Origin of the sequence: Roseomonas genomospecies 6 (assembly GCF_008365375.1) — a bacterium.
GTDB lineage: Bacteria > Pseudomonadota > Alphaproteobacteria > Azospirillales > Azospirillaceae > Azospirillum.
In genome coordinates, this window is the sequence record NZ_QOKW01000021.1 from 1 (window position 1) to 25,350 (window position 25,350).

General features: G+C 65.9%; 26 protein-coding genes, 1 tRNA gene and 1 pseudogene. 20 read left to right on the top strand and 8 right to left on the bottom strand.

Going from position 1 to position 25,350, the window contains the following annotated elements:
• Positions 1–103: 103 nt before the first annotated feature.
• A complete protein-coding gene (locus tag DS843_RS21925; protein WP_149470963.1) occupies positions 104–1,372 on the bottom strand; it encodes a site-specific integrase in 1,269 nt (422 codons plus the stop codon).
• A gap of 21 nt (positions 1,373–1,393) precedes the next feature.
• Positions 1,394–1,564: pseudogene (locus DS843_RS32075) on the bottom strand (DUF6538 domain-containing protein); the annotation flags it as partial.
• 209 nt (positions 1,565–1,773) lie between these two features.
• Between DS843_RS32075 and DS843_RS21930 the strand changes: the two are divergent.
• From DS843_RS21930 to DS843_RS22005, 17 genes are all read left to right on the top strand, one after another.
• A complete protein-coding gene (locus DS843_RS21930) occupies positions 1,774–3,567 on the top strand; it encodes a site-specific integrase (RefSeq protein ID WP_149470964.1) in 1,794 nt (597 codons plus the stop codon).
• A gap of 71 nt (positions 3,568–3,638) precedes the next feature.
• Positions 3,639–3,842, top strand: coding sequence for a hypothetical protein (locus tag DS843_RS21935; protein ID WP_149470965.1), 204 nt, complete (start codon positions 3,639–3,641; stop codon positions 3,840–3,842).
• A 33-nt stretch (positions 3,843–3,875) separates the two neighbouring features.
• Positions 3,876–4,346, top strand: a complete 471-nt coding sequence (locus DS843_RS21940) for a DUF1441 family protein (RefSeq protein ID WP_167525410.1) — start codon at positions 3,876–3,878, stop codon at positions 4,344–4,346.
• The gene (locus DS843_RS21945) at positions 4,336–6,237 is read left to right on the top strand and encodes a phage terminase large subunit family protein (RefSeq protein ID WP_149470967.1); all 1,902 of its coding nucleotides are present in this window, start codon (positions 4,336–4,338) and stop codon (positions 6,235–6,237) included. The genes DS843_RS21940 and DS843_RS21945 overlap by 11 nt, the downstream gene beginning before the upstream one ends.
• Positions 6,238–6,296: 59 nt before the next feature.
• A complete protein-coding gene (locus DS843_RS21950) occupies positions 6,297–7,757 on the top strand; it encodes a phage portal protein (RefSeq protein ID WP_149470968.1) in 1,461 nt (486 codons plus the stop codon).
• Positions 7,754–7,924, top strand: a complete 171-nt coding sequence (locus DS843_RS31320) for a hypothetical protein (RefSeq protein ID WP_167525411.1) — start codon at positions 7,754–7,756, stop codon at positions 7,922–7,924. The genes DS843_RS21950 and DS843_RS31320 overlap by 4 nt, the downstream gene beginning before the upstream one ends.
• Positions 7,914–9,758 carry a prohead protease/major capsid protein fusion protein gene (locus DS843_RS21955; protein ID WP_149470969.1) on the top strand — a complete coding sequence of 615 codons (1,845 nt, stop codon included), beginning with the start codon at positions 7,914–7,916 and terminating at the stop codon, positions 9,756–9,758. The genes DS843_RS31320 and DS843_RS21955 overlap by 11 nt, the downstream gene beginning before the upstream one ends.
• Before the next feature lie 3 nt (positions 9,759–9,761).
• The gene (locus DS843_RS21960; RefSeq protein ID WP_149470970.1) at positions 9,762–9,977 is read left to right on the top strand and encodes a phage head-tail joining protein; all 216 of its coding nucleotides are present in this window, start codon (positions 9,762–9,764) and stop codon (positions 9,975–9,977) included.
• Between the two features lies 1 nt (position 9,978).
• Positions 9,979–10,314 carry a DUF2190 family protein gene (locus tag DS843_RS21965; protein WP_149470971.1) on the top strand — a complete coding sequence of 112 codons (336 nt, stop codon included), beginning with the start codon at positions 9,979–9,981 and terminating at the stop codon, positions 10,312–10,314.
• 201 nt (positions 10,315–10,515) lie between these two features.
• Complete coding sequence (locus tag DS843_RS21970) at positions 10,516–10,827, top strand: head-tail joining protein (RefSeq protein ID WP_149470972.1); 312 nt, start codon at positions 10,516–10,518, stop codon at positions 10,825–10,827.
• Complete coding sequence (locus DS843_RS21975) at positions 10,824–11,438, top strand: DUF6441 family protein (protein ID WP_149470973.1); 615 nt, start codon at positions 10,824–10,826, stop codon at positions 11,436–11,438. Before DS843_RS21970 ends, DS843_RS21975 begins: the two co-directional genes overlap by 4 nt.
• Positions 11,439–11,455: 17 nt before the next feature.
• The gene (locus DS843_RS21980; protein WP_208852297.1) at positions 11,456–11,863 is read left to right on the top strand and encodes an acyl-CoA transferase; all 408 of its coding nucleotides are present in this window, start codon (positions 11,456–11,458) and stop codon (positions 11,861–11,863) included.
• A gap of 10 nt (positions 11,864–11,873) precedes the next feature.
• On the top strand, positions 11,874–12,803 hold the full coding sequence (locus DS843_RS21985; RefSeq protein WP_149470975.1) for a phage tail tube protein: 930 nt from the start codon (positions 11,874–11,876) through the stop codon (positions 12,801–12,803).
• An 11-nt stretch (positions 12,804–12,814) separates the two neighbouring features.
• Positions 12,815–13,330, top strand: a complete 516-nt coding sequence (locus DS843_RS21990) for a hypothetical protein (RefSeq protein WP_149470976.1) — start codon at positions 12,815–12,817, stop codon at positions 13,328–13,330.
• A 65-nt stretch (positions 13,331–13,395) separates the two neighbouring features.
• Positions 13,396–13,605 carry a DUF7697 family protein gene (locus DS843_RS21995; protein WP_149470977.1) on the top strand — a complete coding sequence of 70 codons (210 nt, stop codon included), beginning with the start codon at positions 13,396–13,398 and terminating at the stop codon, positions 13,603–13,605.
• Positions 13,571–15,670 (top strand): phage tail tape measure protein, encoded by a 2,100-nt coding sequence (locus tag DS843_RS22000; RefSeq protein ID WP_149470978.1) that lies wholly within the window; start codon positions 13,571–13,573, stop codon positions 15,668–15,670. Before DS843_RS21995 ends, DS843_RS22000 begins: the two co-directional genes overlap by 35 nt.
• Positions 15,667–16,047, top strand: coding sequence for a hypothetical protein (locus DS843_RS22005; protein WP_149470979.1), 381 nt, complete (start codon positions 15,667–15,669; stop codon positions 16,045–16,047). Before DS843_RS22000 ends, DS843_RS22005 begins: the two co-directional genes overlap by 4 nt.
• Before the next feature lie 186 nt (positions 16,048–16,233).
• On the opposite strand, the gene DS843_RS22010 is transcribed toward DS843_RS22005, so the two are convergent.
• From DS843_RS22010 to DS843_RS22020, 3 genes are all read right to left on the bottom strand, one after another.
• Complete coding sequence (locus DS843_RS22010; RefSeq protein WP_149470980.1) at positions 16,234–16,815, bottom strand: hypothetical protein; 582 nt, start codon at positions 16,813–16,815, stop codon at positions 16,234–16,236.
• 153 nt (positions 16,816–16,968) lie between these two features.
• Complete coding sequence (locus tag DS843_RS22015; RefSeq protein WP_149470981.1) at positions 16,969–17,379, bottom strand: hypothetical protein; 411 nt, start codon at positions 17,377–17,379, stop codon at positions 16,969–16,971.
• A 48-nt stretch (positions 17,380–17,427) separates the two neighbouring features.
• Positions 17,428–17,811 (bottom strand): hypothetical protein, encoded by a 384-nt coding sequence (locus tag DS843_RS22020; protein ID WP_149470982.1) that lies wholly within the window; start codon positions 17,809–17,811, stop codon positions 17,428–17,430.
• Positions 17,812–17,927: 116 nt separating this feature from the next.
• Between DS843_RS22020 and DS843_RS22025 the strand changes: the two genes are divergently transcribed.
• The 3 genes from DS843_RS22025 (at position 17,928) to DS843_RS22035 (ending at position 20,086) form a co-directional block, all read left to right on the top strand.
• The gene (locus tag DS843_RS22025) at positions 17,928–18,467 is read left to right on the top strand and encodes a hypothetical protein (protein ID WP_167525412.1); all 540 of its coding nucleotides are present in this window, start codon (positions 17,928–17,930) and stop codon (positions 18,465–18,467) included.
• An 80-nt stretch (positions 18,468–18,547) separates the two neighbouring features.
• The gene (locus DS843_RS22030; RefSeq protein ID WP_149470984.1) at positions 18,548–19,207 is read left to right on the top strand and encodes a hypothetical protein; all 660 of its coding nucleotides are present in this window, start codon (positions 18,548–18,550) and stop codon (positions 19,205–19,207) included.
• Positions 19,208–19,879: 672 nt separating this feature from the next.
• A complete protein-coding gene (locus DS843_RS22035) occupies positions 19,880–20,086 on the top strand; it encodes a hypothetical protein (protein ID WP_149470985.1) in 207 nt (68 codons plus the stop codon).
• 233 nt (positions 20,087–20,319) lie between these two features.
• Here DS843_RS22035 and DS843_RS22040 read toward each other — a convergent pair.
• From DS843_RS22040 to DS843_RS22050, 3 genes are all read right to left on the bottom strand, one after another.
• Positions 20,320–20,394: transfer RNA gene (locus tag DS843_RS22040), tRNA-Gln, on the bottom strand.
• Between the two features lie 78 nt (positions 20,395–20,472).
• The gene (locus tag DS843_RS22045) at positions 20,473–22,572 is read right to left on the bottom strand and encodes a hypothetical protein (protein WP_149470986.1); all 2,100 of its coding nucleotides are present in this window, start codon (positions 22,570–22,572) and stop codon (positions 20,473–20,475) included.
• A complete protein-coding gene (locus tag DS843_RS22050; protein WP_149470987.1) occupies positions 22,569–25,310 on the bottom strand; it encodes a DUF4159 domain-containing protein in 2,742 nt (913 codons plus the stop codon). Before DS843_RS22050 ends, DS843_RS22045 begins: the two co-directional genes overlap by 4 nt.
• Positions 25,311–25,350: the final 40 nt, after the last annotated feature.

Here is a 25,350-nt window from a genome sequence, read left to right on the forward strand (position 1 = left end):
GGGTAACGCAGCCCGCTGCGATCGTGGCGGTCTCGCTTCTCCGCTGTCCACATCTTCGCCTCCGTCTTGGAGGCTACCTTGAATCACAACCGATTCATCCGATTCAACTTCTTCCCGGACAGGCTCTAAAAGTCCGACGTAGGCTGTGAAAATCACGCAGTGGCTCGTACAGACCGCAGCGCCGACGGTAGTCGGTGAAATGGGTGCTGTAGGTATCGCCGAACTTTTCAAGCTCCCCGGTGGGCTTCAGTTCCGGGAAGATCCGAGCGTCTCGGACACGGCCCCTTTTGAACAGATCGAGTGCGCCAATTTCTACCAGGAACGGGTGGACAGGGATGTTTCTGACACTGTTCTGGTTCTTCGTCCGCCGGTCACCTTCGTCATGGATTTTTATGAACGGCGTTCCATGCGCGTCGAACCCCAGGTCCGAATGGTGAAGCTGAGCCAACTCCTCTAGGCGCCCGCCAGTCCACAGAGCCAGCACCGGTAGCCACCAGTACGCATCCCGGTATACATGCGGTCCAGGTTGATTTCGCTTCGAGAAGGCTTCCCGGCGGCTTCGTGTCCCTGACCAGACAGGCGAACGGAACAGGGCGTTCAACTGGTCGATCTGCCAGCTCTTCCGCTTACGCGCTGAGGGCACCCATTCCGACAGGTCGATGCCGTCGAACATCCCATTGATGTCAGCCTCATGGGCGAATTTGTAGTGTTTGATGGCGCACCGGAACATCGCTTTGACGTGCATTATGTGCTTGCCGATGGTGGTCTCCCCCATCGTTGGCTTGCCACGCGACTCCCGGAGTAGCTGATCAATGCTCTTCTTCTGGTCCGACGGCGACTTACCTAGGCTGGCCTTGAAGCGTTCAAGCGTTCTGACCCACGCCACAATGTCGGCGCGCCCGTAGGCGTTCAGCGCCTTGTTGCCGGTAACACGGGCGAACAGCCGGATGTAATTTTTCACATGACGGTCACTATCGTCCTGAAGTCGTTTTTCTTCGCTGTACGTCTCGTCGAGGAAGGCAATGACCTTGGGTGCGGGCGTTGACCTCATCGTTACGCCAAGGGTGCCGAGGAGGTCGCTCAGCTTGTCGATGGTTTCGGTCGCCTGTGCGATGCCACCGGCTTTCTCAACTTTGTCGCGCTCGTCGATCAGCGCTGTGATGACCTCCGCGTCGCGCAGGCCCTCTCGCTCGGCGTAGGCGACGTAGTCCCCGTGGCGTTCCAGCAGTCCGACTGTCTGGTTGTTAAGTGCCGTGTACTCGGCGGTGACCAGTTCCAGAGCGGCCGTTGTGTCCTGGAGTTGTCGTGTGGCCGCGTCCAGCGCCCGCGCCAGCGACGCAATCAGCGCATCCTTGTCCTGCCCCCCGTCCATGGTCCCCTTCCGCAACTGCTCAAACCACGTCTGTGCGGCGACGTAGCACCGTGCGGCCGTGGTCCGGGCAACCCGGTGGTCCGCAGTGCCGAGTGACCGCTTGACCTCGGCTCGGCCAAGGCGGTTTACCAAGTCGCGCGGGACGCGGCAACGGAATGAGTAAGCGGCGGTGCGCCGTACGAGGAACGCCATGGGTGCCCAACCAGCTGGTACACAGGGGTGGTACACAGCGCGGCGCCGGGTGCCTCGAAAACGGCAGATTTCCTTGCCTGGAAAATTGGCTGGGGCGCCAGGATTCTAATCCAGCCCCATCCAACCCCTTGAGCACTGTAATTATTGCGTTTTTCGGCGCTGACTGTTACACATAGCAGCCTCAGACGACTGATACGCGCGAGAAAACAATGTGCCTTGCAACCAACCTCGTTCGGCGCAATGCGACCTACTACATCCGGGCGCGGGTGCCGAAAGACCTGACAGGGCACATGGGCAAGGAAGAGGTGTGGAAGTCCCTTCGGACGAAGGACCCGCAGGAGGCGAAGCGACTTCTCCCGGCCGCGATGACGGAGCTTCACGCGCTGTTCGACGGTGAGCGCGCCAAGCGCGATCACGGTCCCGGTAACGGCGAACAGCGCCACGCCACGCCGCAGCGGTTCACCACCGAGCAGCTTCAGGGCTTCGCGCTCGACTACTACCGGGCCGAATTGGCGACGGACGAAGGGGAGCGGCTTCACGGCACCGATCCGACCTTCGCCGCGCTCCGTCAGCGCTCCGCGGAGTTGCAGCGTCGCGACCTCGGCATGAGCGGCAACTTCGTTCACGTCCACCATGCGGCCGACGCGATCTTCGAGCGCTTGGGGTGGACCGTGCGTCCGCCGGCCGACGAAGACCCTCACGCACCCCAGGGCGATCCTGCCCGGCCGGTCCTGCGGCGGGATGATCCTGCTTACCGGGAACTCTGCATGTGGCTCATGCGTGCGAAGGCGGAAACCAACAAGCGCTTCGCCGAGCGCGACCAGGGCGACTACGGCGGCACGCCGGCCGACCCGGTGCTCAAGCCGTCCCCCGCACCAGCGCCGGCCCCGTCAAGAGCCGAACCGGAACCCGCGGTGGTTGTCGCTCTCGAAGGCGAGACGCTGGCCGAACTGCATGGGCGCTACCTCGCCGAGCGGCAGGACATCACGCCTGAATGGGCAGGGACGAACCGGGCGATCATCCGGCTGTTCATCGAACACGTCGGCGCCCGTAAGCCCGTCACGACGATCAACAAGCGTGACGTGCGCGAGTGGAAGTCTGAACTTCTCCATTTCCCTTCGCGTGGCACGCTACGCGGGGATAGAGGCACGTTCAAGGAGATCGTTGCGCGGAACAAACGGGAGAAGTTGCCGGCCGTCAGCGCGCGCACGATCAACAAGTATCTCTCTGCGCTCCGTCAGTTCGGGAAGTGGCTGGAGGATCACGACTACATCGAAGCGAACTTCGTCCCGGACGATATGTCGCTTCCAGAAGGCGACGACCAAGACAAGCGCGATCCATTCACCGTCGCGCAGCTTGCCAAGCTGTTCAAGTCGCCCGCTTTCACCGGCTGCAAATCGAAGGACAGCGCTGAACAACACCTTCCGGGCAACGTGCGCCTGGACGATAGCCGCTATTGGGTGCCGCTTCTGGCGCTCTGGACCGGCGCGCGCCTCGGCGAACTGCTTCAGCTTCAGGTGTCCGACGTGCAGACGTTGAGCGGTGTCGTGTGCATCAACATCAACACCATCGGCGGGAAGCGCGTGAAGCGGAAGGCGAGTAAGCGCATCGTGCCCGTGCATTCGCACCTGAAGCGCTTGGGCTTCCTCGACTTCGTTGAGAGGCGGAAAGGGCAGGGTGCCGACCGGTTGTTTCCGGAGATCGAGCCCGATGCGCTCGGCCGCATTTCGAGCAACTACAGCAAGGCGTTTGCAAAGTATATGAAGCGCATCGGCGTGAAGACTGACGAGCGGTTGACCTTCCATTCGTTCCGGCATTCGTTCGCTGACCAAATGCGCGTTGCCGGCTATCCAGACGCCACCATTGCCGCCATCATCGGGCAGTCAAACGCTACAGTCACGGCGAGCTATGGCGGACTGTCGGAGTTCGGCCCGAAGGAACGTGCCGTCATGGTTGAGTCTGTGAAATACGACGGTCTCGACCTCTCTCACCTTCATCCATAGCCAAGCAACAATCTTGCGCACGGACGCCCTGACCGTTATGATATAACATAACGTTCGCAAGGGAGTCTGTCATGGTTGAGTTTGGTGAGTTCTGGCCCGAGCCGGGCACGCTGCCGTTCGTCAACGCGCTGCACGACGCGCACGCCCGCATCATCCTTGACCTCGACCATGACGACCCCGTGCCCATGCCGGGCGCGATCCTGCCCATGGTCAACGGGTCCTTCCCAGGCGCGGGAAACACGGGTGGCGGCAGCGCGGGAGTTTTCCAGCGGTAGACCCCCCTCCCTTGATCCACAATGGGTAGCGCTGTGGCTGCTGATCCTGAAGCTCTCTGGTCCATCAACGCCCTGGCCGCCGCGCTCGGCATGGACCGGCGCACCATCACCAAGCGTTTGAAGGAGACCGAGCCGGCCGACAAAGAAGGCAGGCACCCGGTTTACCGGCTCGGCGATGCGGTGCGCGCCATCTTCGAACTTGCCGACGCCGCCCAGGATGACCGCAACCGCTCCCGGCTTCTCGCTGCCCAGGCCGAACAGGCTGAACTCAACCTTGAGCGCACCCGCGGCGAACTGCTGTCCCGCGCCGACGTGGAGCGTGCCGCCTTCGAGACGAGCCGCACCGAGCGCGCGACGTGGCAGGGATGGCCGGTGCGCGTCGGCCCCGTGCTGGCCGCGGAACTCGGCATTGACCACGCCCGGCTCACCGCGGCCCTGGAACGCGAGGTGCAGCGCCAGCTTGAAGACCGCGCCGCACCGGAAATGATTTCCGATGCTGCCTGACGCCGCCACGATCTACGCCGATGCCTACCGCCGGGGCTTGCGTCCCGAACCGCGCCTGACCGTCTCGGAATGGGCCGACCGCCACCGGATGTTGTCGGGCAAGGCATCGGCCGAACCCGGCCCGTGGCGCACCGACCGCACCCCCTACCTGCGCGTCATCCAAGACGCTCTGTCGCCGCACAGCCCCTATGAGCGCGTCGTCTTCATGAAGGGCGCGCAGATCGGCGGGACTGAGGCCGGCAACAACTGGCTCGGCTACATCATCCACAACACCCCGGCCCCGACGCTCGCCGTGTCGCCGACGGTGGAGATGGCGAAGCGCGGCAGCAAACAGCGCCTCGACCCGCTGATTGAGGAAAGCCCGGTCCTTCGTAATCTTGTCGCGCCGGCCCGAGCGCGGGACAGCGGCAACACCGTCATGAGCAAGGAGTTTCCCGGCGGGGTGCTGGTGCTGACCGGCGCGAACTCCGCTGTCGGGCTGCGCTCCATGCCGGCCCGCTTCCTGTTTCTGGACGAGGTGGACGCCTACCCCGGCGACGCCGACGGCGAAGGCGATCCCGTCGCCCTGGCGATGGCCCGCACCAGCACGTTCGGCCCCCGCCGCAAGGTCTTCCTAGTTTCCACCCCGACCGTGGCCGGGGTGTCCCGGATCGAAGCCGCCTACGCCGAATCCGACCAACGCCGGTTCTTCCTGCCGTGCCCACATTGCGGCGACGCGGCCCCGCTGTCCTGGCAGCGCATCCGCTGGCCGGAAGGGCGACCCCGCGAAGCCTTCTGCGTCTGTGAGGCGTGCGGCGGGGTGATCGATGAGCACCACAAGGGCGCAATGCTGGCCGCCGGTGAATGGCGCGCAACCGCGCCGGGCGACGGGCGCACCGCCGGCTTCCATCTGTCGGCCCTCTACTCCCCGCCGGGTTGGTTCTCGTGGGGCGACGCCGCCGAACAGTTCACCCAGGCGAAGGGCAACCCGTCGCGCCTGAAGACCTTCGTCAACGTGGTGCTCGGCGACGTGTGGACCGAACGCGGCGACGCCCCCGAGTGGAAGCGCCTTGCCGCCCGGCGCGAGACCTACCAGCGCGGTCACGTTCCGAAGGGCGCGCTTGCGCTCACCGCCGGGGTGGACGTGCAGGATGACCGGCTCGAAGTTGAGATCGTCGGGTGGGGCCGTGACCGGGTGTCGTGGTCGGTGGATCACGTCGTCATTCACGGCAACCCAGGCCAAGCCGACGTGTGGCGTGACCTGACCAGCCTGTTGAACAGCGACTTCCCCGGCCCCTTTGGCGGGACGCATCGCATCCTGAAACTGGCAATCGACATCGGCGGACACCACACCGACGCGGTTTACCGTTGGGCCGCGACAGACCCGGCGCGGATCATGGCCGTGAAGGGCATGGCGACCGCGACCGTTGCCCTTGGCCCGGCAAGCCGGGTGGAGGTGAACCGCGCCGGCCGGAAGGTCAAGCGCGGCGCGATGCTGTGGCCCGTCGGCGTTTCGACCCTCAAGGCCGACCTTTATGCCCGGTTGAAGCTGGACCCGCCCGACGAGGACCAGCCCGAACCGCCCGGCTTCTGCCACTTCCCCGGCTACGCCGACGAGTGGTTCAAGCAACTGTGCGCCGAACAGCTTGTGAAGCGCACGACGCGCATCGGGCACACGCGCTTGGAATGGGAAAAGACCCGCGACCGCAACGAAGCCCTGGATTGCCGTGTCTACGCAATGGCCGCGATGTTGGCCGCCGGAATCGACCGTTGGACCGATGCGGACTTCCGCACCGCGGAGACCGCCGCCGGCTATCGCGATGCAAGATCGCACCTCGACGGTGCCATGGTTCCGCCGATACCGGTGCCCGCAAGACGCGCGCCGGTCCGGTCCCAATGGATGAACGGCTAGCGTTGTAAATTCTTTACACGACGCTTGCGAAATAAAGTTACAAGATTTACAATTGAGCCATGTTCGGCTCAATTTCGTCCCGCATTGCTGAAGCCTTTGGCCGCAACCGCTCGGCGGTTCGCGACGGGAAGCGCTCGTTCGATGCCGCCGCGGGTGGCCGCCGCTGGGACAAGGCCCAGACCGTCGGAAACCTCAACTCCGCGGTCTTGGCCGCCTCTACGGTCTCCGCCCGCCGCGCGGCCTACTACGCGCGGAACAACGGGTGGGTGGATTCGGCCGTTTCGTCGCTTGTCGGCAACGCCGTCGGCACCGGAATCAAGCCCCGCTCGCAGCACCCCGACCCGGCTGTTCGTGAAGCCCTTCACGCTCTCTGGGATCGCTGGGTTGACCTCGCCGACGCGGGCGGTTTGGGTGACTTCTACGGTCTTCAGGCCCTCGCCGTCCGTGCGATGATCGAAGGTGGCGAGGCGTTCGCCCGGTTGTGCACCCGGCTCCCGTCCGACGGTCTTCCGGTGCCGTTCCAGGTGGAGCTGATTGACCGGGAACAGGTGCCGCTCGACCGCTTCGGCGACCTCGGCAGCAACCGCGTCCGCGCCGGCATCGAATTCGACACCATCGGCCGGCGCATCGCCTTCCACGTCCTGCCCGCACGCCTCGACGATCCCTTCGCGCCGCTTGTCGGAAATGCCTACACCCCGACGCGCGTCCCGGCCGAAGACATGATCCACATGTTCCGGCCGATTGCCGCCGGGCAGCTTCGCGGGATCACGTGGCTTGCTCCGGTGCTTCTGCGCCTGCATGAGCTTGACCAATTCGAAGACGCGGCGCTGGTCCGTGCCAAGGTGAACGCCCTGTTCTGCGGCTTCATCCGCGACCCCGACGGCAGCGTTGCCGGGCAGAACGACGGTTCCGCCAACAACGGCATCCTCGACATGGGCATGGAGCCGGGCACGCTGCTGCCGCTCCCGCCCGGCGCCGACATCGCCTTCAGCGACCCCAAGGGCGATGCCTCTTACGATCCCTTCGTGAAGAACCATCTTCGCGCCATCGCCGCCGGGCTTGGGCTGCCCTACGAGGCGATGACCGGCGACCTGTCGGGAGTGAACTACTCGTCCATTCGCGCCGGCATGGTGGAGTTCCGCCGCCGGCTCGAACAGCTTCAGCACGGCGTGATTGTGCACCAGCTTTGCCGGCCGGTGTGGCAACGCTTCGTGCGCCTCGCCGTGCTGTCGGGAGAACTTCCCGCCCATGACTTCGACGCGAACCCGGCGCCCTACCTGTCCGCGAAGTGGCTCCCGCCGCGGTTCGATTACGTCGATCCCGCGAAGGATATCCGCGCCGAGATCGAGGCCATCAACGCCGGGCTGAAGTCCCGGTCCCAGGCCATCGCCGAGCGCGGCTATGACGCCGAAGAGATCGACGCCGAGATCGCGACCGACCACGAGCGCGAACAGTCGCTCGGGCTGTCCTTCACCGTTCCGTCGGCCGACGTGCCGCCCCAGGCCCCGGATAATCCATGACCCAGGACATCGCCACCATGCGCGCCCTGCTGGCCGACGCCCGCGAACAGCTTGACGCGATCCGCCGTGACTTCAAACGGCAGGCCGACGCGCTGAAAGCCGCGCTCACCCGTTGCCCGGCCGACGTGGTGCCTGCCGTCCTTCGAGAGAGGCACCATGACCGCTGAAACCTACACCCGCGGCCTTGCTTTCGCCCCGTCCACCCTGGACACCGCGGCCCGCACGGTGGAGGTGGTTGCGCTGAGCGGCCCCGCGCCGGTGATCCGCCCCGCGCCCGCGCCCGACGGCACGCGCTCCGCCTGGATTGAAGAACTCGACGCTGCCGGGGCCAACCTGTCGCGCCTGATCGGCGCGCCGGCCCTGAAGGACCACCGCAACGCCGTCGATTCCGCCGTTGGTGTGGTTTCCCAGGCCCGTGCCGAAGGCAACCGGATCGTTGCCGCCGTCGCCTTCGACACCAGCGCACCCGCGTCCGACCTGATCGGCAAGGTTCAGGCCGGTTCCGTCCGCGGCGTGTCGCTCGGCTACTCCATCCAGCGTTGGCACCCGGCCGGCAACCGCAACGGCTTGCCCGTGTTCCGCGCCGTCGCCTGGACCCCGCACGAACTCAGCTTCACCCCCGTCCCGGCCGACGCCGGGGCGACTGTCCGTTCCCATGAGGACCCGATGACCATCGCCACGACCGAGACCACGACCGAGACCCCGGCCGTGGTGACCACCGAGACCCGCACCAGCGAGCCGATGCACACCCGCGCCGCAGTCAACGTCGAAATCCGCAGCATGGCCCGTGTTGCCGGGCTGGGGCAGGATTTCGTTGACGCGCAGATCGACGCGAGCGCGACCATCGAACAGGCTCGCGCCGCTGCCTTCGCTGCGATGGCGCAGCGTTCCGGCGGCCCGATCCGCACCGAACAGACCTACGTTCAGGTGATCGCGGACCACAACGACCCGACTGCGATCCGCTCGGCGATGGCCGACGCGCTGTCGGCCCGGCTGAACCCGGCCGTGAAGCCGGAAGGCCGCGCCCGCGAGTTCATGGGCGTGCGCTTGCTGGACATGGCCCGCGACCTGTCCGCGGCCCGTGGCGAGCGCATGGCCCGCAGCGACGCCGCCGCGGTGGACGCGCTGTTCACCCGCTCCGCGCACAGCACCAGCGACTTCCCCCTGTTGCTGGAAAACGCCGTGAACAAGGCGATGCTGCCCGGCTATGCGTCGGCCGCGCCGACCTACCGGACATGGGCCGCGCAGCGCTCGTTCAATGACTTCCGGCCGCACAAGTTCCTGCGCATCGGCGACTTCCCGTCGCTGAAGGAGATCGGCGAGGGTGGCGAAACTAAGTTCGGCACCGTCTCGGAGAACCGGGAGGAAGTGACCGCGAAGGAGTTCGGCACCGGCATCGCCATCGGCCGCCGCGCGCTCATCAACGACGACCTCGGCGCGCTTCAGAACTTCACGGCCATGATCGGCGTGCGCGTCGCCAGCGACGAAAACGCCATGGCTTACGCCCTGCTGTCGCAGAATCCGACCCTGGCGGATGGGAAGGCCGTCTTCCACACCGGCCACGGCAACAAGGCCGCTTCCGGCGCGGCGCTGGACGTGACCAGCATGGCCGCCGCGGTGAAGGCGCTGCGCTCGCAGACGAGCCTGGATGGCATCAAGCTCAACGTCGCCCCGCGCTATCTGGTGATCGGTCCGGCCCTGGAACTGACCGCCCGGCAGCTTCTCGCGTCCATCGTCGCCAACCAGACCAGCAACGTGAACCCGTGGTCCGGGCTGGTGGAACTGGTGATCGACGCGAACATCACCGGCAACGAATGGTATCTGTTCGCCGACCCGGCGATGGTCCCGAACTTCGTGTTTGGCTACGTCGCGGGCACGTCCGGCCCCGTGGTCCGTTCGGAAATCGACTTCGACACTCGCGCCTTCAAGGTGGCCGTCGGTCTCGACTTCGGCGTTGGCGCCATCGACTTCCGGGGCGCCTACCTGAACGCGGGCGCCTAAGCCATGGCGACGCTTGCCGACATGATCGCGATGCGGGACGCGCTTGAGCGCGCCCGCTACGCCGGCACCCTCAAGGTGAAGTCCGGTGACGATGAAGTCACCTACCGATCCGATGCGGAGATGAAGGCCGCGCTTGCGGACCTCGACGCCAAGATCAACGCGGCAAGCGGCACCACTCCGGTTCGCCAAGTGCGCATTTCCTCTTCGAAAGGTCTCTGAGATGAAGAACTTCATTCAGGCCGGCACCGTGGTCTCTGTGACTGCCCCGGCCACCGTCACGTCCGGCTCTCTGGTCAAGGTGGGTGCCCTGTTCGGCGTTGCCGTGACCGACGCCGCGTCCGGTGCCGCCGTCGAGATTTCCACCGAAGGCGTCTACACGCTGCCGAAGGTGACGACCGACACCATCGCCATTGGCGACAAGCTCTATTGGGACGACACGGCCAAGCTCGTCACCAAGACCGCGACCAACAACACGCTAATCGGCGTGGCCCTGTCTGTCGGCGGCAACCCTTCGGCGACGGTCAACGTCCGCCTGAACGACTGCTTCGGCATCTGATCCCCGCGCGGCGCAGAGCAATGACCACGGCCCTTCATACCGCTGACCACCTCAACCCGACGCGCCGCGCGTCGGCGGTTGGCCGTGCTTTCCCTCAAGGCCAGTCGGCGAGTGCCTTCGTAACCCCGACAGCGCACGGCGGAATGAACTCCCCCGCGCGGTGCGTGTGCGTATCCGTCGCCAACGCGGGGAGGGTGTGACGTGTCCTTTCACGCCCTCCCCGACGCGCTCTTCGCAGACCCGAACGTCGCTGAAGACGCAACGTTCACGCCGGCCGACGGCGTGCCCGCCTCGGTGCGGGTGATCCGCAAAACCGCTTCGGCCGATTTCCGCTTCGACGGCACGACCGTGCGCAGCGACGCCGTGACCTTCAAGCTTCGCGTCGCCGACGTGCCCACGCCGACCGAGGGCGACACAATCACTGACGCCGACGGCGCCGGCTATGTGGTGCAGGGCGCCCCGTCCCGCACCATGCGTGGACTGGTGTGGCTGGTGGAGGCCGTCCCGGCATGAGGCTCGCCGCTGCCCTCGAAGGTAACCTTAAGGACGTGATGGCGAGCGAGATCAAGGCCGCCGAGCGCGCCGTCACGCGCGGACTCACCCGCGCCTCATCCGGGCTTCAGCGCGAACTTCGCGGACAGGCCCGCCGCGCCGCGCTCGGCGTCGGCGTGGAGAAGGCGTGGAGCATGAACCGCTACCCCCGCGCCCGGAACTCCATCAACGCCGCGACGCTCGTCTTCTCGAAGGCGCAGCGCATCCACGACGCTTTCAGCGCCGACCGCACCATCCGGGCACAGAACGGCCGATGGCTGGTGATCCCGCTCGACGCCGCCAAGGCGCGCGGCTGGGATCATTCCCGGCGCATGAGCAAGGGCAACCGCGCGCGCCGCTACGCCGAGACCCAGGCCGCCGAACAGACCCTCGGCGCGCTCGCCTTCGTGCGGCTGGCCGGCGACCGCGCCTTACTCGTCCACCGTGAAGGAAAGGGCAAGCCGACGCCCGTCTTCCTTCTGGTCAAGCAAGTCTCGCTGCGCAAGCGCTTCGACATCAACGAGCCGGCCCGCAAGTGGCACGACCGCGCGCCCGGCTACATCTTGCGCGAATGGGAGCGCGCCACGGCATGACGCACCGAGAACAGATCATGCAGGCCATCGTTGCCGCTCTCGGCGCCATCGGCGCCAAGGTGATCCGCAACGCCGAGGTGCCGACCACGGTGCCGGCCGAAGGGCTCGTAATCTTGCGCGACGGCGACCCCGGCGAGGCTGTGGAAGTGGTGCTTTCGCCGGTTGCCTACACCTTCGACCACCGGGCTGAGATCGAGGTTTACGCCCAGGCTCAGGCGAAGACCGCCCGCGCCGCGACCCTCGACGACCTGATCGCCGCCATCGGCACCGCCCTCGCTGCGGATCGCACCTTCGGCGGATTGGCCGATTGGTCCGCGCCCGGTGGCCCGGCCGTCACCGACACCGGCAGCACCGGCGCGGCATCCGTTGCCAGCGCCGCAATCCCGCTGACCGTCGCCTACACCGTCAACGACCCGCTTTCGTGAGGTTCACCCCATGACCACCAAGGCTTATGGCCGCAACGCGATCCTGTTGGGTGCGTTCGAAACCACGCCCGGCACCGCGCCGGCCGACGGCTATACCCAGCTCCCGTTCGTTTCCTCGACCGTCGGTGGGGAACGCCCGATCATTGCCGCGGACATCCGCAACGGCAGCCGTGAGCCCGTCGCCGGTCTGCCGGGGCACCTCGAAGTGGGTGGCGATGTCGTCGCGCCGCTGTGCGTGAACGCGAGCGGCTTTTGGCTGAAGAGCATCTTCGGCGCCCCGACCACCACCGGCACCGGCCCGTTCACCCATGTCTTCGAATCCGGCGGTTCGCCGGCCCCGGTGACGCTGGAAATCGGGCACCCGGACGTGGGCAAGTTCCGGCGCAACACCTTCCTTGTCGCCGACAAGCTGACCCTGGCGCGCAAGGGCGACGACGCGGCCCAGCTAAATATGACGGTCTCGTTCCGCGGTGCGGATGAAGCCGTCGCCGGCACGACCATCGACAGTGCTCCGGCATCCCTGCCGCTCAAGCGCGTTCCGGTGCTCACCGGCACGGTGACGCTCGACGGTGCTCCGCTCGGTTCCGTGGTGGGTTTCAGCCTCGACTACACGAACGCCGTTTCCGTGGTGCGCGAGTTCGGCCGGATCGACGTGGCCGAGGGGGATGCGACCCTCGCCGGCACGGTGACGATCCGCTTCGACGGCACGACCCTGGAAAGCGTCGCCGGCACCGGCTCGCCGGTGACGATCACGTTCACGCAACAGATCGACGCTTCGAACTGCATCGCCTTCGCAGTGCACGGAACCCTGAACAGCCCAAAGGCCGCCATCGAAGGCCCGGCCGGCATCGAGAAGACGTTCAGCCTGTCCGGCTGTCGGCAGGCGGACGGCGGCCCGATGCTCACGGCCACGCTGGTCAACACCGTCGCGAGCTACTGAGGACCGCCGGCATGATCCGTCTCAACCTCCCCTCGGCTCCCTACGACATCGCCCTTGAGCACGGCGTCACCGTCACGGTGCGCCCGTGTTCCACGGCGATCTATGAGGCCGCCCGCTCGAAGATGTCGCGCCTTGTCCGCGACATCGCCCGGCAGCGCGAGGAAGCCGCCGAAGTCGGCGCCCGCCTCGAAGGACTTCCCGACCTCACCGACGATGACCAGCGCGCGGGGTTCTCCCAAGCGTTGTTCGTCACCGCGCTCGCCCAGGCAGCCGTCACCGCCTGGAGCGGCGTGCTCGACGCCGACGGCAGCCCAGCCCCGGTGAACGACGTCACCGTTGCCGAACTCATGCGTATCCCGGCCATCGCCGAGCGGTTCGCCGTGGAATACACCCGCCCGCACGCCGACTTGGTTGCCGAGGGAAACGGATCAACCGCCGGGCAGAATGGCACCATTCCGGCGGGCGTGAATACTGCGGCCGGTGCGCCGAACAAGACCTCCCCTGTTCCCGAGGCGAACGCGGCGTAGACGGCTGCCTCTGCCCCTACCACGAGCACGCGCCGCGGACCGCCGAGGGCTGGCAGGCGTGGGACGTGGCCGAGCGCTGCGCCGGGCAGGTGCGCACCGCCGGCATGGGGGCGCCCGTCGGCATGGAACTCGGCACCGCCCTGAAGGTGGCCGAGATCGACGGTGCCGACCCGAAGGCGATGGTGTCGCTGATCCCCGCGTATGAGGCCGGCATGGTCGCCGGCATGAGGAAGAAGGCCCATGAGCGACACGAAGAACCTCGCGATCCGGCTTAGCCTCAAGGACGGCGAAGTCGTCAAGAAGGCGCTCGCCGCGCTCGGCGAAGAAGGGCAGCGCGCCCTTCAGCGGATCGAGAAGGCCGGCGAGCCGGCGTCGCGCTCGCTTCTGGCGCTGAACGACGCCTCGCAGAACGTGCGCGGCGGCATGGAAGGGCTCACCGGCCGGCTCGGCCCCATCGGCTCGGCGATGTCGGCAATGGGCACCGGAGGGCTCGCCGCTGCGGCCGGTGTCGCCGCGGTGGGGCTCGCCTTGGCCGCTGCGGTGCAGCGCTCCAAGCAGGCCGCGGAGACATTCGCTGAGATCACCAAGGAGGCCGACCGCATCGGCGTGTCGGTGACGGCGTTCCAAGAGATCGGCTATGCCGCCAAGCAGTCCGGCGTCAACGTCGAACAGCTTGGCGAGGCCATGAAGGAGCTTGCCGGGCGTGCGGCTGACGCCGTTGCTTCCGGCACCGGCGACGCCGCCGAGGGCTTCGCCATGATCGGGCTTTCGACAGATGCGCTGAAGCCGAAGCTTGCCGACACCGATGCCCTGTTCACCGATGTGATTGAGCGCATCGGCCGCTTGAAGACGGCCGGCGAACGGGTGCTCGCCGTCCAACAAATCTTCGGCGACGAGGGTGGGGAACCCCTGCTGGCGCTGATCGCCAAGGGCGCCGACGAATTCGCCCGGATGCGCAAGGAGGCGCACGACCTCGGCATCGTCGTGGACGAGCATATCGTGCGCACCGGCGCCAACGCCGCCAAACAACTCGACGTGCTCGGCAGCGTGATCGACACGCACCTGAACCGCGCCGTCGTGGACCTCGCTCCGGTGCTGGTGCAGATGGCACAGCTTTTCGCCGACATCGCCGCCGCGGTGGCTGACGTGGTTGACGGTTTCCGCGAGTTGGAGAACCGCAGCACCCGCGGCCTACGCTCCCGGCTGGCCGAACTCGAAGGCCAGCGCGGCGCGCTTGTCGCCGAGCATGAGAAGGCGCAGACGGCTCCGCCGCGCACCTTCTACAGCACCGACCCGATCGAGGCGATGCAGCGGGAGGATTGGGACGAGGCGCGCACGAACGCCCTGCCGCCGTCGATTCAAGCGATTGACGCCGAGATCGCCCGGATCAAGGGCATCCTCACCGAGCGCGACAAGCCGGCGCCGACCGCGCCCCGGCTGGCGCCCTACAAGCCCGTTGAGTTGAAGAAGCCGGGTTCCGGTTCCTCTTCAGCCGAGGAAGAGCCTGACCGGGTTGGGGAGTATCTGTCTCAGCTTCGCCAGCAAGTGCAGCTTCAGGGGCTTGAGGAAGAGCAGCGCAAGCGGCTTGAAGCCGTCATCCGGGCGCAGAATCTTGCGATGCAGGACGGCAAGCTTATTACCGAAGAGCAGCGCGCCGAAATCTTCAAGCTCACTGATGCTATCGTCGAGCACGACAGGGCGACCAAGGCCGCAGAGACGGCGCAGCGTGACATGCAGGACGCAACGCGCGAACTCGGCATGACGTTCAGTTCCGCGTTCGAAGACGCGATCATCAGTGGGAAGAATTTCAGCGATGTCCTTCAGGGGCTTGCCCAAGACATTGAACGCCTTCTTCTACGCAAGATGGTTACAGAACCGCTGGTCAATGCGATTGCCGGCGGCTTCGGTGGGGGAGGCTTTGGGGGCGGCATTGGCACGCTCTTCGCCGAACTGATTGGCAGCATCTTCCACGACGGCGGTATCGTCGGCGAATCGGCCGCGCCGGGGCGTCCCGTCCCGGTCTCTCTGTTCGAGGGTGCTCCGCGCTTCCATAGCGGCGGCTTCCCCGGTCTTCGGCCCGATGAAGTGCCCGCGATCTTGCAGAGGGGCGAAGGGGTCTTCACCCGCGAACAGATGGCCGCGCTGGGGGCTTCGGCTTCCGCGTCGTCGGCGAAGGCGCCAGACGTCACCGTCAACGTCATCAACCAGACCGGCCAGCCGGTCAACGCCGAGCGCGGCAACCTCCGCTTCGACGGCGAGCGCTACGTGCTCGACGTGGTGATGCGCGCGGCGAGCCAGCCCGGCCAGTTCCGCGAAGCCATGAAGGGAGCCCTGCGGTGAAGAGCTATCCGACCCTGACCAGCCTGTTCGACAGCGCCAGCTACAGCGAGGGCGTCAAGAAGGGTGCGGTGATGACGCACGCCCAGGGCGGCTACACCTTGACCCGGCCCCGCTACACCCGCCCGCCGCCGCTGACCTATGAGTTCGCCTACCCGGCCATGAGCAACGCCGACAAGCTGGCGTTGGAGAACTTCCATCGGCTCGACGTGCGCGGCGGTTCGGACATGTTCGCATGGACCCGGCCGACTGATGGCGTGACGCGCTACGTTCGGTTCGTGGAAGACGATGGGATGACATTCAAAGCGATCCACCATCGGAAGAACGGTGGATCGCTCGAAATCTGGTGGCGCGTTATGGTGAAGCTCGAAGACTTATAAAAGGAGCCGAATATATGCCGGCGTTATTACAACTCTTCCTTAGGGGGCTTGAAGCTATTCTCGACAACAAAGCGATTTGGCTGTGGACCGGGCCTCGCGCTGTTTGTGTTCTGATTTGGTCTAGCGACCGGCTTTGGAGGAGGTGGAGGAGGCGGATTTTCCGTTTTGTTCGACATGCAAACTCCTTTACTTCGTGTTGATACTTTCCCAGGCAACTTCTAGTGAGAAGATCACAGATATCAAAATTGCCGAAATGGCCAGTAATTTATACAAATTAACACGCTGCAATGCTCTTCGGTCATTTACACGACAGTTATGCGTAGCGGCATTTGCAAGTTCAACGATAAGATTTAATCTTAGGTTTTCTTTAATGCTTCCTTCGCCATACTCACCAGTCTCTTGGCAGAGAAAAATTTTATCATCCTTCACAGATGAAATAATGCCATCGGGGCTACGAATGTGCTGGTAATTTCCTCCGCAAACCAGCTTCCAAGCGTTCCAGAAGGCTAACCCCACAAAATAAACAGAAGAGGCAGTCAACACCCATATCAGTATTGAAAGCTCATCTCTAATTGGCGGAAGTCGCGAAATTACAAAATTAAATCCTGCAAGAATGCCCCCAAACGCAGCAACTATTGCATTCATATTGTTGAGCATTTTGTCCTTTCGGTCGTGCTCAACATCATAGGCTTTCCTGATGAGAGGCTCCAGGTATTCCGCCTCTGTCTTCTTGACTTCTAGCCGCTCCATCAAGGCGGCATCATCCATGGCTTTACCCCTTCTGCTGTGGTGTCGGTGGGATAATACTAAAGAGAGGGGTAACTCACAAGCTTTTGCGTCGGTAGAAGGATGGCGCCCATGAGGCGCCATCCGCGACAAGTAAAGCAGTCGGCGAGGCGCATCTTCCGATGCTATATCTGCTTAATCTTCCGGCCGTGTCGGCAAGCTGTCCATGTCCTGTGGCAAGTCGCCGTCGGGTGCCAGTGCGGCTAGCGCTTCGTCGTCGAGTTCCGACACGTCGATGGTGGCGGGATGATCGGCCCATTCCTGCCATGTGGCCGCCATGGTTTCGACCGCATACCCCCTATCGCTTTCCTGCCAGCGCTCGGACTTCTCGCTGTGATAGAAGGAAATTTCTTCTGCGATTTCGCTGGCGAAGCCCTGCGCTTCCTCGATCACGGCGTTGTAAGCCGCGATGGTTTCAAGCAACGCCGGTTTGAGATCGGCATTATCCTCGAACTTGTTTGCGGCTTCCTCAACTGCCGTCGCCGCTTCACTGATCTTGTTCGAGAGTTCCTGTTGGCGAGTAACCTGCTTCTTCGACAGCTTCATGATAGTTCCTTGTGATCTTCAAATTTTTGATCAACGAACGGGTTTGGATTACCCCAGGACCACCGGAGACGTGTCGATGCCATGAACGATGCGTTCGAGCCGTTCGGCCAGATGGAACGCCGTGCCGATAGAAAGACGGATCGGGTGACGCTCCTCTTCGTTCCCGGTGCCGACGACCACGGTGAGGATCACCGTGTCGTCATGGTTCAGCACGGCGAAGCGCTCCAGCTTGCCGGCAACCTCGCCGCTGAAGCTCTCCGTGTCCGTGGCGCTCATAAGCGTGCGTGCGAGTTCCATCGCCGTATCCGCCGACAGGTGGCAGACGGGCAGACCCCGCCCGGCAAAGTGGAGGTGGTTGTCGTCGAGCCGCACCAGATCGAACACCATCGAGTCCGTGTGGACCGGCAGATTGACGGTAAGCCGCTGATTCATCGCTATTCCCTCTTGCGAAAGTGCCTGTTCAACGATTCTTGAACCTGCTACCATTATGGCATCAGCGCTCTAGCGCATCAGTCCATTAACGCAAGAGTAGACTAATGGCTCAACGAATGTCAATCGCGCTCGTGCCCGAATTGGGGGAGCGTCTACGCAAGCTCGCTAACCGGCAGGGAATCGCGATCACGGCTCTGATTGAGCGCATGGTTGAGAGGGAGGAAGCCGACTTCGCCGACGAGATCGTGAGCAACGGCGGCCTCCCCAACGGCTGGACGGTGGAGGCTCTGGCCGTCGAGAAGGAGCGCATCATCCTCTTCGGGGGCGAAGGTCTTCCCCTGACCGCGCTGACGCTCCCGGAAGCGACCCTTTTGTCGGCCGCCCTGAACGCCGCCGCCGAAGAGAACAAGACGACCATCCTCCCCAAGACGGACCGCGGCAAGCGGCTGATCGAGGTGAAGCGGCAGGGACGCGGCGTGGTGGCGTCGATCGACGGCATCCGCCGCAGCATGACGCCGGTCTTCGCGGCTCACCTTGCGGTCTACATGGATATCCAGATTGACCACGCCCCCACGCTGGAAGACGGTGTAGCAGCACCAGCCGAACCGCCGACCGAGGGGCGAGCGCTTGAGCTTTGGAACGCGCTTCAGCGCTAAGAAAAAAGCCGGCGCTGCAACGCCGGCTTCACACACGAAGGAGAAGTTTCAACAACGGTTCATGACGGGAACAATATAGCATGAATGCCGTCGATTTGTCAGAAAAAAATCAGGATTCGGAAAGCTCTTTTGAGGAAAAATCGGAGCGATTTCCCGATGGTCTGTTGACCGAGATCGTTGAAGAACTCAACAGACAGGATTACAGACATCGCGTAATTGGCAGTGTGCGGCGAAACTTCCCGGAACTATTTTCCTCGCCCTTCGCCGACCTTGAGCGCGATCTTGACATCTTCGTTAAGGGGCTCGGCCCGTCCGGCATCAACATTCATACGGCTAAGGCCGCGGTGCTCGACGCGCAGAAGCACCGGAAACTGCGCAAGAAGGAGCGCGACCGGCGTGAAGCCGAGCGCGCAAGCGAGCGTCCGGCGGGTTGGCAGACCTTCACGATTGTCGAAAGCGAACGCGAAGCCGCCCGCGTCGCCTTGATGGCTTGGCTCACGCCCGCCGACACGCCGTTTAAGCGCCAGCACCAGCACCGCGTTGACGAGTTGACGTTGCTGTGGTGTGCCTGGACGCTTACAAGCCGGCGGCTTGGCCGCGCGCCGAAGCAGCGTGAGTTCGGGGAGACGTTGAAGGAGATCGGCGGCGCCGAGTTCGTGAAGTCCCGGTCCGCGGAACAGAACCGCTTCGAGAAGATGCGGGACACGTTGACCGCGCCCGGTGGTCCCTGGAATGTGTAGCCGGGAAAGTTCTGGTGACGTATTTTGTATCGCCCTTGGCGCGGTCTTCCATAGCCGCGGACATGCTGTGAAAACAGTAACTTATCGCACGTTCCGGGGGAGGTTGCGACCGGAGAGGGTGATACAACATCCGTCACCGTCGCTATAATATAATATACTTTTAAGAAGACTCTTTCGGATACAGATTCACTTATGGCCGCGGTGACGGATTCTGTATCACCCTCTCCGGCCACCAAGCCCCTTCCTGTGATCTGATAAACCCCCGTCCCGGATCGGGGGCTCCGCTCGCTTCGCTCGCGGGCAACGGTTCCGGCTCGCTGCGCTCGCCTTCACCGTCGCCATCGTCTCTTGGCCGGAAGGGGTTCCTGAATGAACCCGTGCCGGACTGTGAGCCCAGGCCCCTATCCGGGTGAAAGAGCGAACCGGATACGTGAGCTTGTTCCGCTCCGGCCCCGCGACATTCCGCCGCGCCGCTCTCCGGAAAGTTCAAGAATGGCTGAACGCCTCCGCAGTGCGCCAGAGAATTGACGCGGCACAACAACAGGATGATCGTCTTCGATCAATCAAAGTTGATTGATAATTAGTCTGCTAGTCGAGCACTGCTACTTTATTGCGATATCGAAATTGTTATGCGAAGATTGCTCATCATCAACTTACGACGACAGGCTTATCATGAACCTACTTCGCGTCTCTGATCTTCAGAAATTCGCCGCCCTTCGCGCGGAGCTTCGCGACGTGGAGACCGTGCCCGGCGAGATGGGTAACGCCTTCCGCGGCGCCCATGACCAGCACGGCGAGGTGATCTTGATCCAGGACGGCGACGGCGGATGGCTCATCGGCGACGGTGTGCGCTTCATCGCGCCGGGTGACGAAATCTGATCCCCGTAGCGGCCCGCAGGTTGCGTGCTGGTGAGTCCTGGCGATGCCCCGGCTACCCTACCAGCGGAATACCTGAGAGGGCATTCAGCGGGCTTCCTGCGAATCGCAATCAGGTAGGGCTTTTCGGTGTGGTGAAGAGCCTGCGCCCGGCCGGTTCCTGCTACGCTCGACCAGCCCGCACGACTGTTACGCACGGTGCTTGTAACAGTCGCTAAGTTATTGAAAAATAAGGGTGGCTGGGGCGCCAGGATTCGAACCTGGGAATGGCGGTACCAAAAACCGCTGCCTTACCGCTTGGCGACGCCCCAACCGAACGGCGCATTCGCGCCGGAAGGGTCGGGACCATAATCGGAAACCCGACCCAATTGCAACAGCTACGTTGACCCTTACCGTCCTTCGCGGCGCCACGCCAGCAACAAGGCGCCCAGCGCCAGGGCCAGAACCGCGCCCACAGGCAGCAGAGGCACCTCCGACACGCCGGTCACGGTGAAATCGCCGTTGGCGCGCAGGCCAATCCAGTCGTCGCCGGTCTGCGGGCGGTCGGGGCGGGTGCGGCGCACGTCGATGCCGGGGCGCACGCCGCCTTCCGTGTCGGAAATCCAATGCACGCCGCCACCGGTCTCCCCGGCGACGCCGGACAGCCGGTCTCCGGTGGAGCGGACGTCGGCCAGTTCCGGCGGGTTGACGGCGCCCACCACGGCCAGGGCCGTGCGCTCGCCGTCGGTGATGCGGTAGATGCCGGGTTCGACCGCGATCACGGTCGCGCTGGTGCGGCCCGTTCGATCCTCGGTCATCTCCAGTGTGCGGGTCTCGTCGGAGGGGGTGGTGAGGGTGACGTTGCGCGGGTCGGGTTCCAGGGACCGGCGCTCCACCGTGATACGGTTGCCGTCCACATGGGCGCGCAGGTCGTTCTCCTCCAACTCCGGCTCCTTCATCAGCCAGTGGGCGAGGCGGCGCAGAAGCTCCGCCTGAGGGCCGCCGCCTTCGAAGCCGCGGCTCCACAGCCACATCTGGTCCGAAGCCAGCTGTGCCACCCGGCCCTTGCCGACGCGGTCGAGGATCAGAAGCGGGCGGTTGTCGGCCCCGTTCATCACCACCGCGCCGTTGCCCGGCACGACCTCCACCTGATGGAACCAGCGGCCCCAGCTCGGCTCGCCGTCCGGGCGGTCGCCGGGAAGGCCGGCGGTCACCGGATGGCGGCGGCCTACCTCGGTGACGGTCGGCTTGAAGGGGCGGTCGATGGCCTGCCCGGTCGGCTCCGCCGGCATCACTTGGCCCAGAGGCGTGCGGAACAGCGAGAGCGGCGTGGCGTAGCCCTGGCCGGACGCCTCAAGCAGGGCGCCGCCCTTCTGCACATACTCGGCAATGTTCTCCAGATACATCTGCGGCAGCACGCCGCGCCGGCGGTAACGGTCGAAGATGATCAGGTCGAACTCGTCCAGCTTGATCTCGAACAGCTCCCGGATCGGGAAGGCAATCAGGGACAGCTCGCGGATGGGGGTGCCGTCCTGCTTCTCCGGCGGGCGCAGGATGGTGAAGTGGACGAGATCGACCGACGGGTCGGCCTTCAGCAGGTTGCGCCACGTCCGCTCGCCCGCGTGGGGTTCGCCGGACACAAGAAGCACGCGCAGCCGGTCGCGCACGCCGTTCACCACCACGGCGGTGCGGTTGTTGGCGAGCGTCAACTCCTGCCGCGCCGCCTCGACTTCCATCTCCAGCACGTTCTGGCCGCCGTGGTTGACGGGCAGTTCCATGTGGAAGTCCCGTCCCACCGGCACGCGGATGGTGCGCGGCGGGCCGCCGTCCTGGCGCAACGTCACCGCCGCATCGGCCGACTGGCGCCCCGGCATGTCGTCCACCCGGATGGTTAGCTCCACCGGCTTGCCGACGAGGCCGTAGGCCGGCGCCTGGACGATGGCGAGGCGACGGTCGCCCTCGTCGCGGTTGCCGGTCAGCAGCGTGTGGACCGGGCCGATCTCGGCCAGCCGGGCGAGGTTCTCCGGAACGTCGTGGACCTGCCCGTCGGTGATCAGCACCGCCCCGGCCATGCGGCGGCGCGGCACGTCGGCCATGGCGCGGTTCAGCGCGTCGAACAGGTGCGTCTCGTTGATGGCGGAGGCGCCGGATTCCGCGTCCCCGGCGCGGACCACGCGCAGTTCCAGGTCGTCGAAGGCCTTCAGGCGCTCGGTCAGCCGTTCCAGTTCGGCCTCGGCACGGGCGCGGCGGTCGCCGATGTTCTGGCTGGGCGAAGCGTCGAGCACCACCACGGCCACGTCCTTGATCGCCTCCCGCTTCTCCTGCACCAGCGAGGGGTTGAGGAGCGCCAGGGCAAGCACCGTCACCGCCAGCGCCCGCAGCCAGACGCCGCGCGCCCGGCGGAAGACGGCCAGCGCCAGGATCGTCAGCGCCACCACGAACAGCGGGACCAGAAAGACCCAAGGCAGCAGTGGGGCCAGCGCGATGGAGGTTCCGTCAAGCAGGGTCACTGGCCGAGCCTCTCAAGGATCGCGGGCACATGCACCTGATCGGCCTTGTAGTTGCCGGTCAGGGCGTACATGACGAGGTTGACGCCGAAGCGGTAGGCCATCTCCCGCTGCCGCTCGCCGCCGGGCACCACGGCGTAGAGCGGCTGGCCGTTGCGGTTCGCCGCCCAGGCCGCGGCCCAGTCGTTGCCGCCGATCAGGACCGGGGACACGCCGTCGTTGGCGCGGCCCTCGCGCGCCTCGATCCAGAGGTCGCCGCCATTGTAGCGACCGGGGAAATCGTTCAGCAGGTAGAAGGACTTGGTCAGCACATGGTCGGGCGGCACGGGGGCCAGCGGCGGGATGTCCAGCCCCTGCACCATGCCCTGGAGCGCCTGATTGCCGCCGAAGGCGCCCGCCGACTGGTCGCGCGTGTCGAAGAGGATGGTGCCGCCGTTGCGCATGTACTCGTTCAGGCGCGCGCGGGCGCGGTCGGTCAGCGCCGGCTGCCCGCCGGACACCGGCCAGTAGAGCAGGGGGTAGAAGGCCAGCTCGTCGGTTTCCGGATCGACGCCGACCGCGCCTGCGGCCTCCACCGCGGTGCGGCGGGTCAGCACCTCCACAAGGCTTTCAAGCCCGGCGCGCGAGGTGTCGTCCACTGTCCCGTTTCCGGTGCGCACATAGGCGAGGTAGGTCTCCGCCGTCACCTTGGTCGATTGCAGGTCGTCGGCGCGTGCGGGCGTCCAGGGCGCCGCAGCCATGGGGAGCGCCGCGCCCAGAGTCAGCAGGACCGCGGCGGCGGCTCCGGCGCGGCGGCGGCGCTTCCCGCTTCCGAACCCCCAGCCGCCCAGCAGGCCGCGCAGCGCCAGGGCGATCAGCAGGTCGATCATGGCGAGCGCCAAGGCGGCGCCGAGCAGCGCGGGCTTCAACGCCACCTCGCCCCGCGTGCCGTAGGTGCCGCGGGCGACTCCGCCGGGCATGGCGCCCAGCGGCTCGATCCGGGTCACCACGGCCGTCAGGTTCAGGGCACGGCGGGACTCCTCCGTGCCGTAGAAGCCCGGCGGGTGGCGCGGACCGATCACATCGGCCCCGGCATCCCCGGCGATGGGGAAGGCGGCGGCCGGCGGTGGCACCAGCCGTCCGAAGCCGTCCAGAACCTCCAGCGGCTCCAGCGTGCCGCCATGCGCGCCCCCGGCGACGCCGCCGCTCAGCGTCACCAGACGGCGCAGCATGTCGACGAACAGGCCGGACATCGGCAGGTTGGACCATTCCGGGCTGGCGGTGGTGTGGACGAGCACGATGTAGCCGTCTCCGCGCTTTTCCGAGGTGACCAGCGGCGTTCCGTCCTGAAGCCGTGCCCAGGTGCGGTCGGCGAGATCCAGCGCCGGTTCGGCGAGCACCTGCCGCGAAACCGCCACGTCGTCGGGGATGTGCAGGCCGGCGAAGGGGCTGCGCCCGTCGAAGGGCTGGAGCTTCGCTGGCTCCGACCAGGACAGCGCGCCGCCCAGCGCCCGGTCGCCGATGCGCAGACGCACCGGCACCAGACCGTCGGGATTCTGGGCCAGCCGCGGCCCGGCGAAGCGCAGCAGCACGCCGCCCTTGCGCACCCAATCCTCGATGGTCTGGGCCTCCTGCCCGGTCACGGCGCCGATGTCCGACAGGACCAGCACGGCGAGGTCGCGCTTCAGAAGCTCGTCCGGCGCGCCGCGCCGCACCTCGTTGTAGGGGGCGAGCGCCCGTTCCAGGTAGTGCAGGTCGGAAAGCAGCGGCTGGTTCTCGCCAGCCGCGCGGCCCGAGGCCAGTCCGACGGGGCGGCGGCGCCAGCGCTCGTCCAGCAGGACGGTGGCTCCGGCGGTGGTGTCGTTCTCCACGCGCAGGCTGGCGGCGTCGTTGCGCAGCTCCGCCGGCACCTCGAACAGCACCTCGCGGGTGAGTTGCCCCGGTTCGAAGGCGACGGGCTGGCGGGTCAGCAGGCGTCCATCCGTGGCGGACAGGCGCAGGGTCACGCTGTCGGGGCGGGAGGCGTCGGCGCGCACCACGCGGGCGGACAGGCCGGTTCCCTCCGCCGAGGGGGGAAGCAGAAGGTGAGCGGGCTTCTCCGCGGAATCGTCCAGGATCTCGATGGAGCCCATGCGCTGAAGAGTCTCGGCAAGGCTGCGGGCGCTGCGGTCGCCGATGCCGTCCGACAGCCAGACCGTGTGGGCGGAACCGCGCGCGGCCAGCCCGCGCACGGCCTCCAGCGCGGCGGCGCGGTCGGTCGGCCAGGGGTGCGGCTCCAGCGCCTGGATCAGGCGGCGGGCTTCGGCGGCGGGCAGGGGCGGGCTGGCCTTCACCGCCTCGCCCCCGGCGGGCCGGGCGGTCGGCAGCAGGATCACCGGGCGGTCCTGCCGCTCCGCCTGGGAGACCAGCTCCTCCATCGCGCGGCGGCGGTTCGGCCAGTCGCGGCCGGACGCCCAGCCGTTGTCCACCAGAAGCAGCAGCGGCCCGCTGCCCGGCAGGGCGGCACGCGGATTCAGCAGTGGCCCGGCCAGCGCCAGGATCAGCAGCGCGGCGACGATCAGGCGCAGGATCAGCAGCCACAGCGGGGTGCGGGCGGGCGTCTCCTCCCGCGCCGTCAGGTCGCGCAGCAGCCGGATGGCGGGAAAGCGCACCACCCGTGGGGCCGGCGGCGTGACGCGCAGCAGCCACCACAGCACCGGCAGGACGGCCAGAGCGGTCAGAACCCACGGGGCGGCGAAGGCGATCGGTCCGAAACCCAGCATCGGCGTCTACGCTGTTGGTGGATGGGGGTGGGGGAGTGTC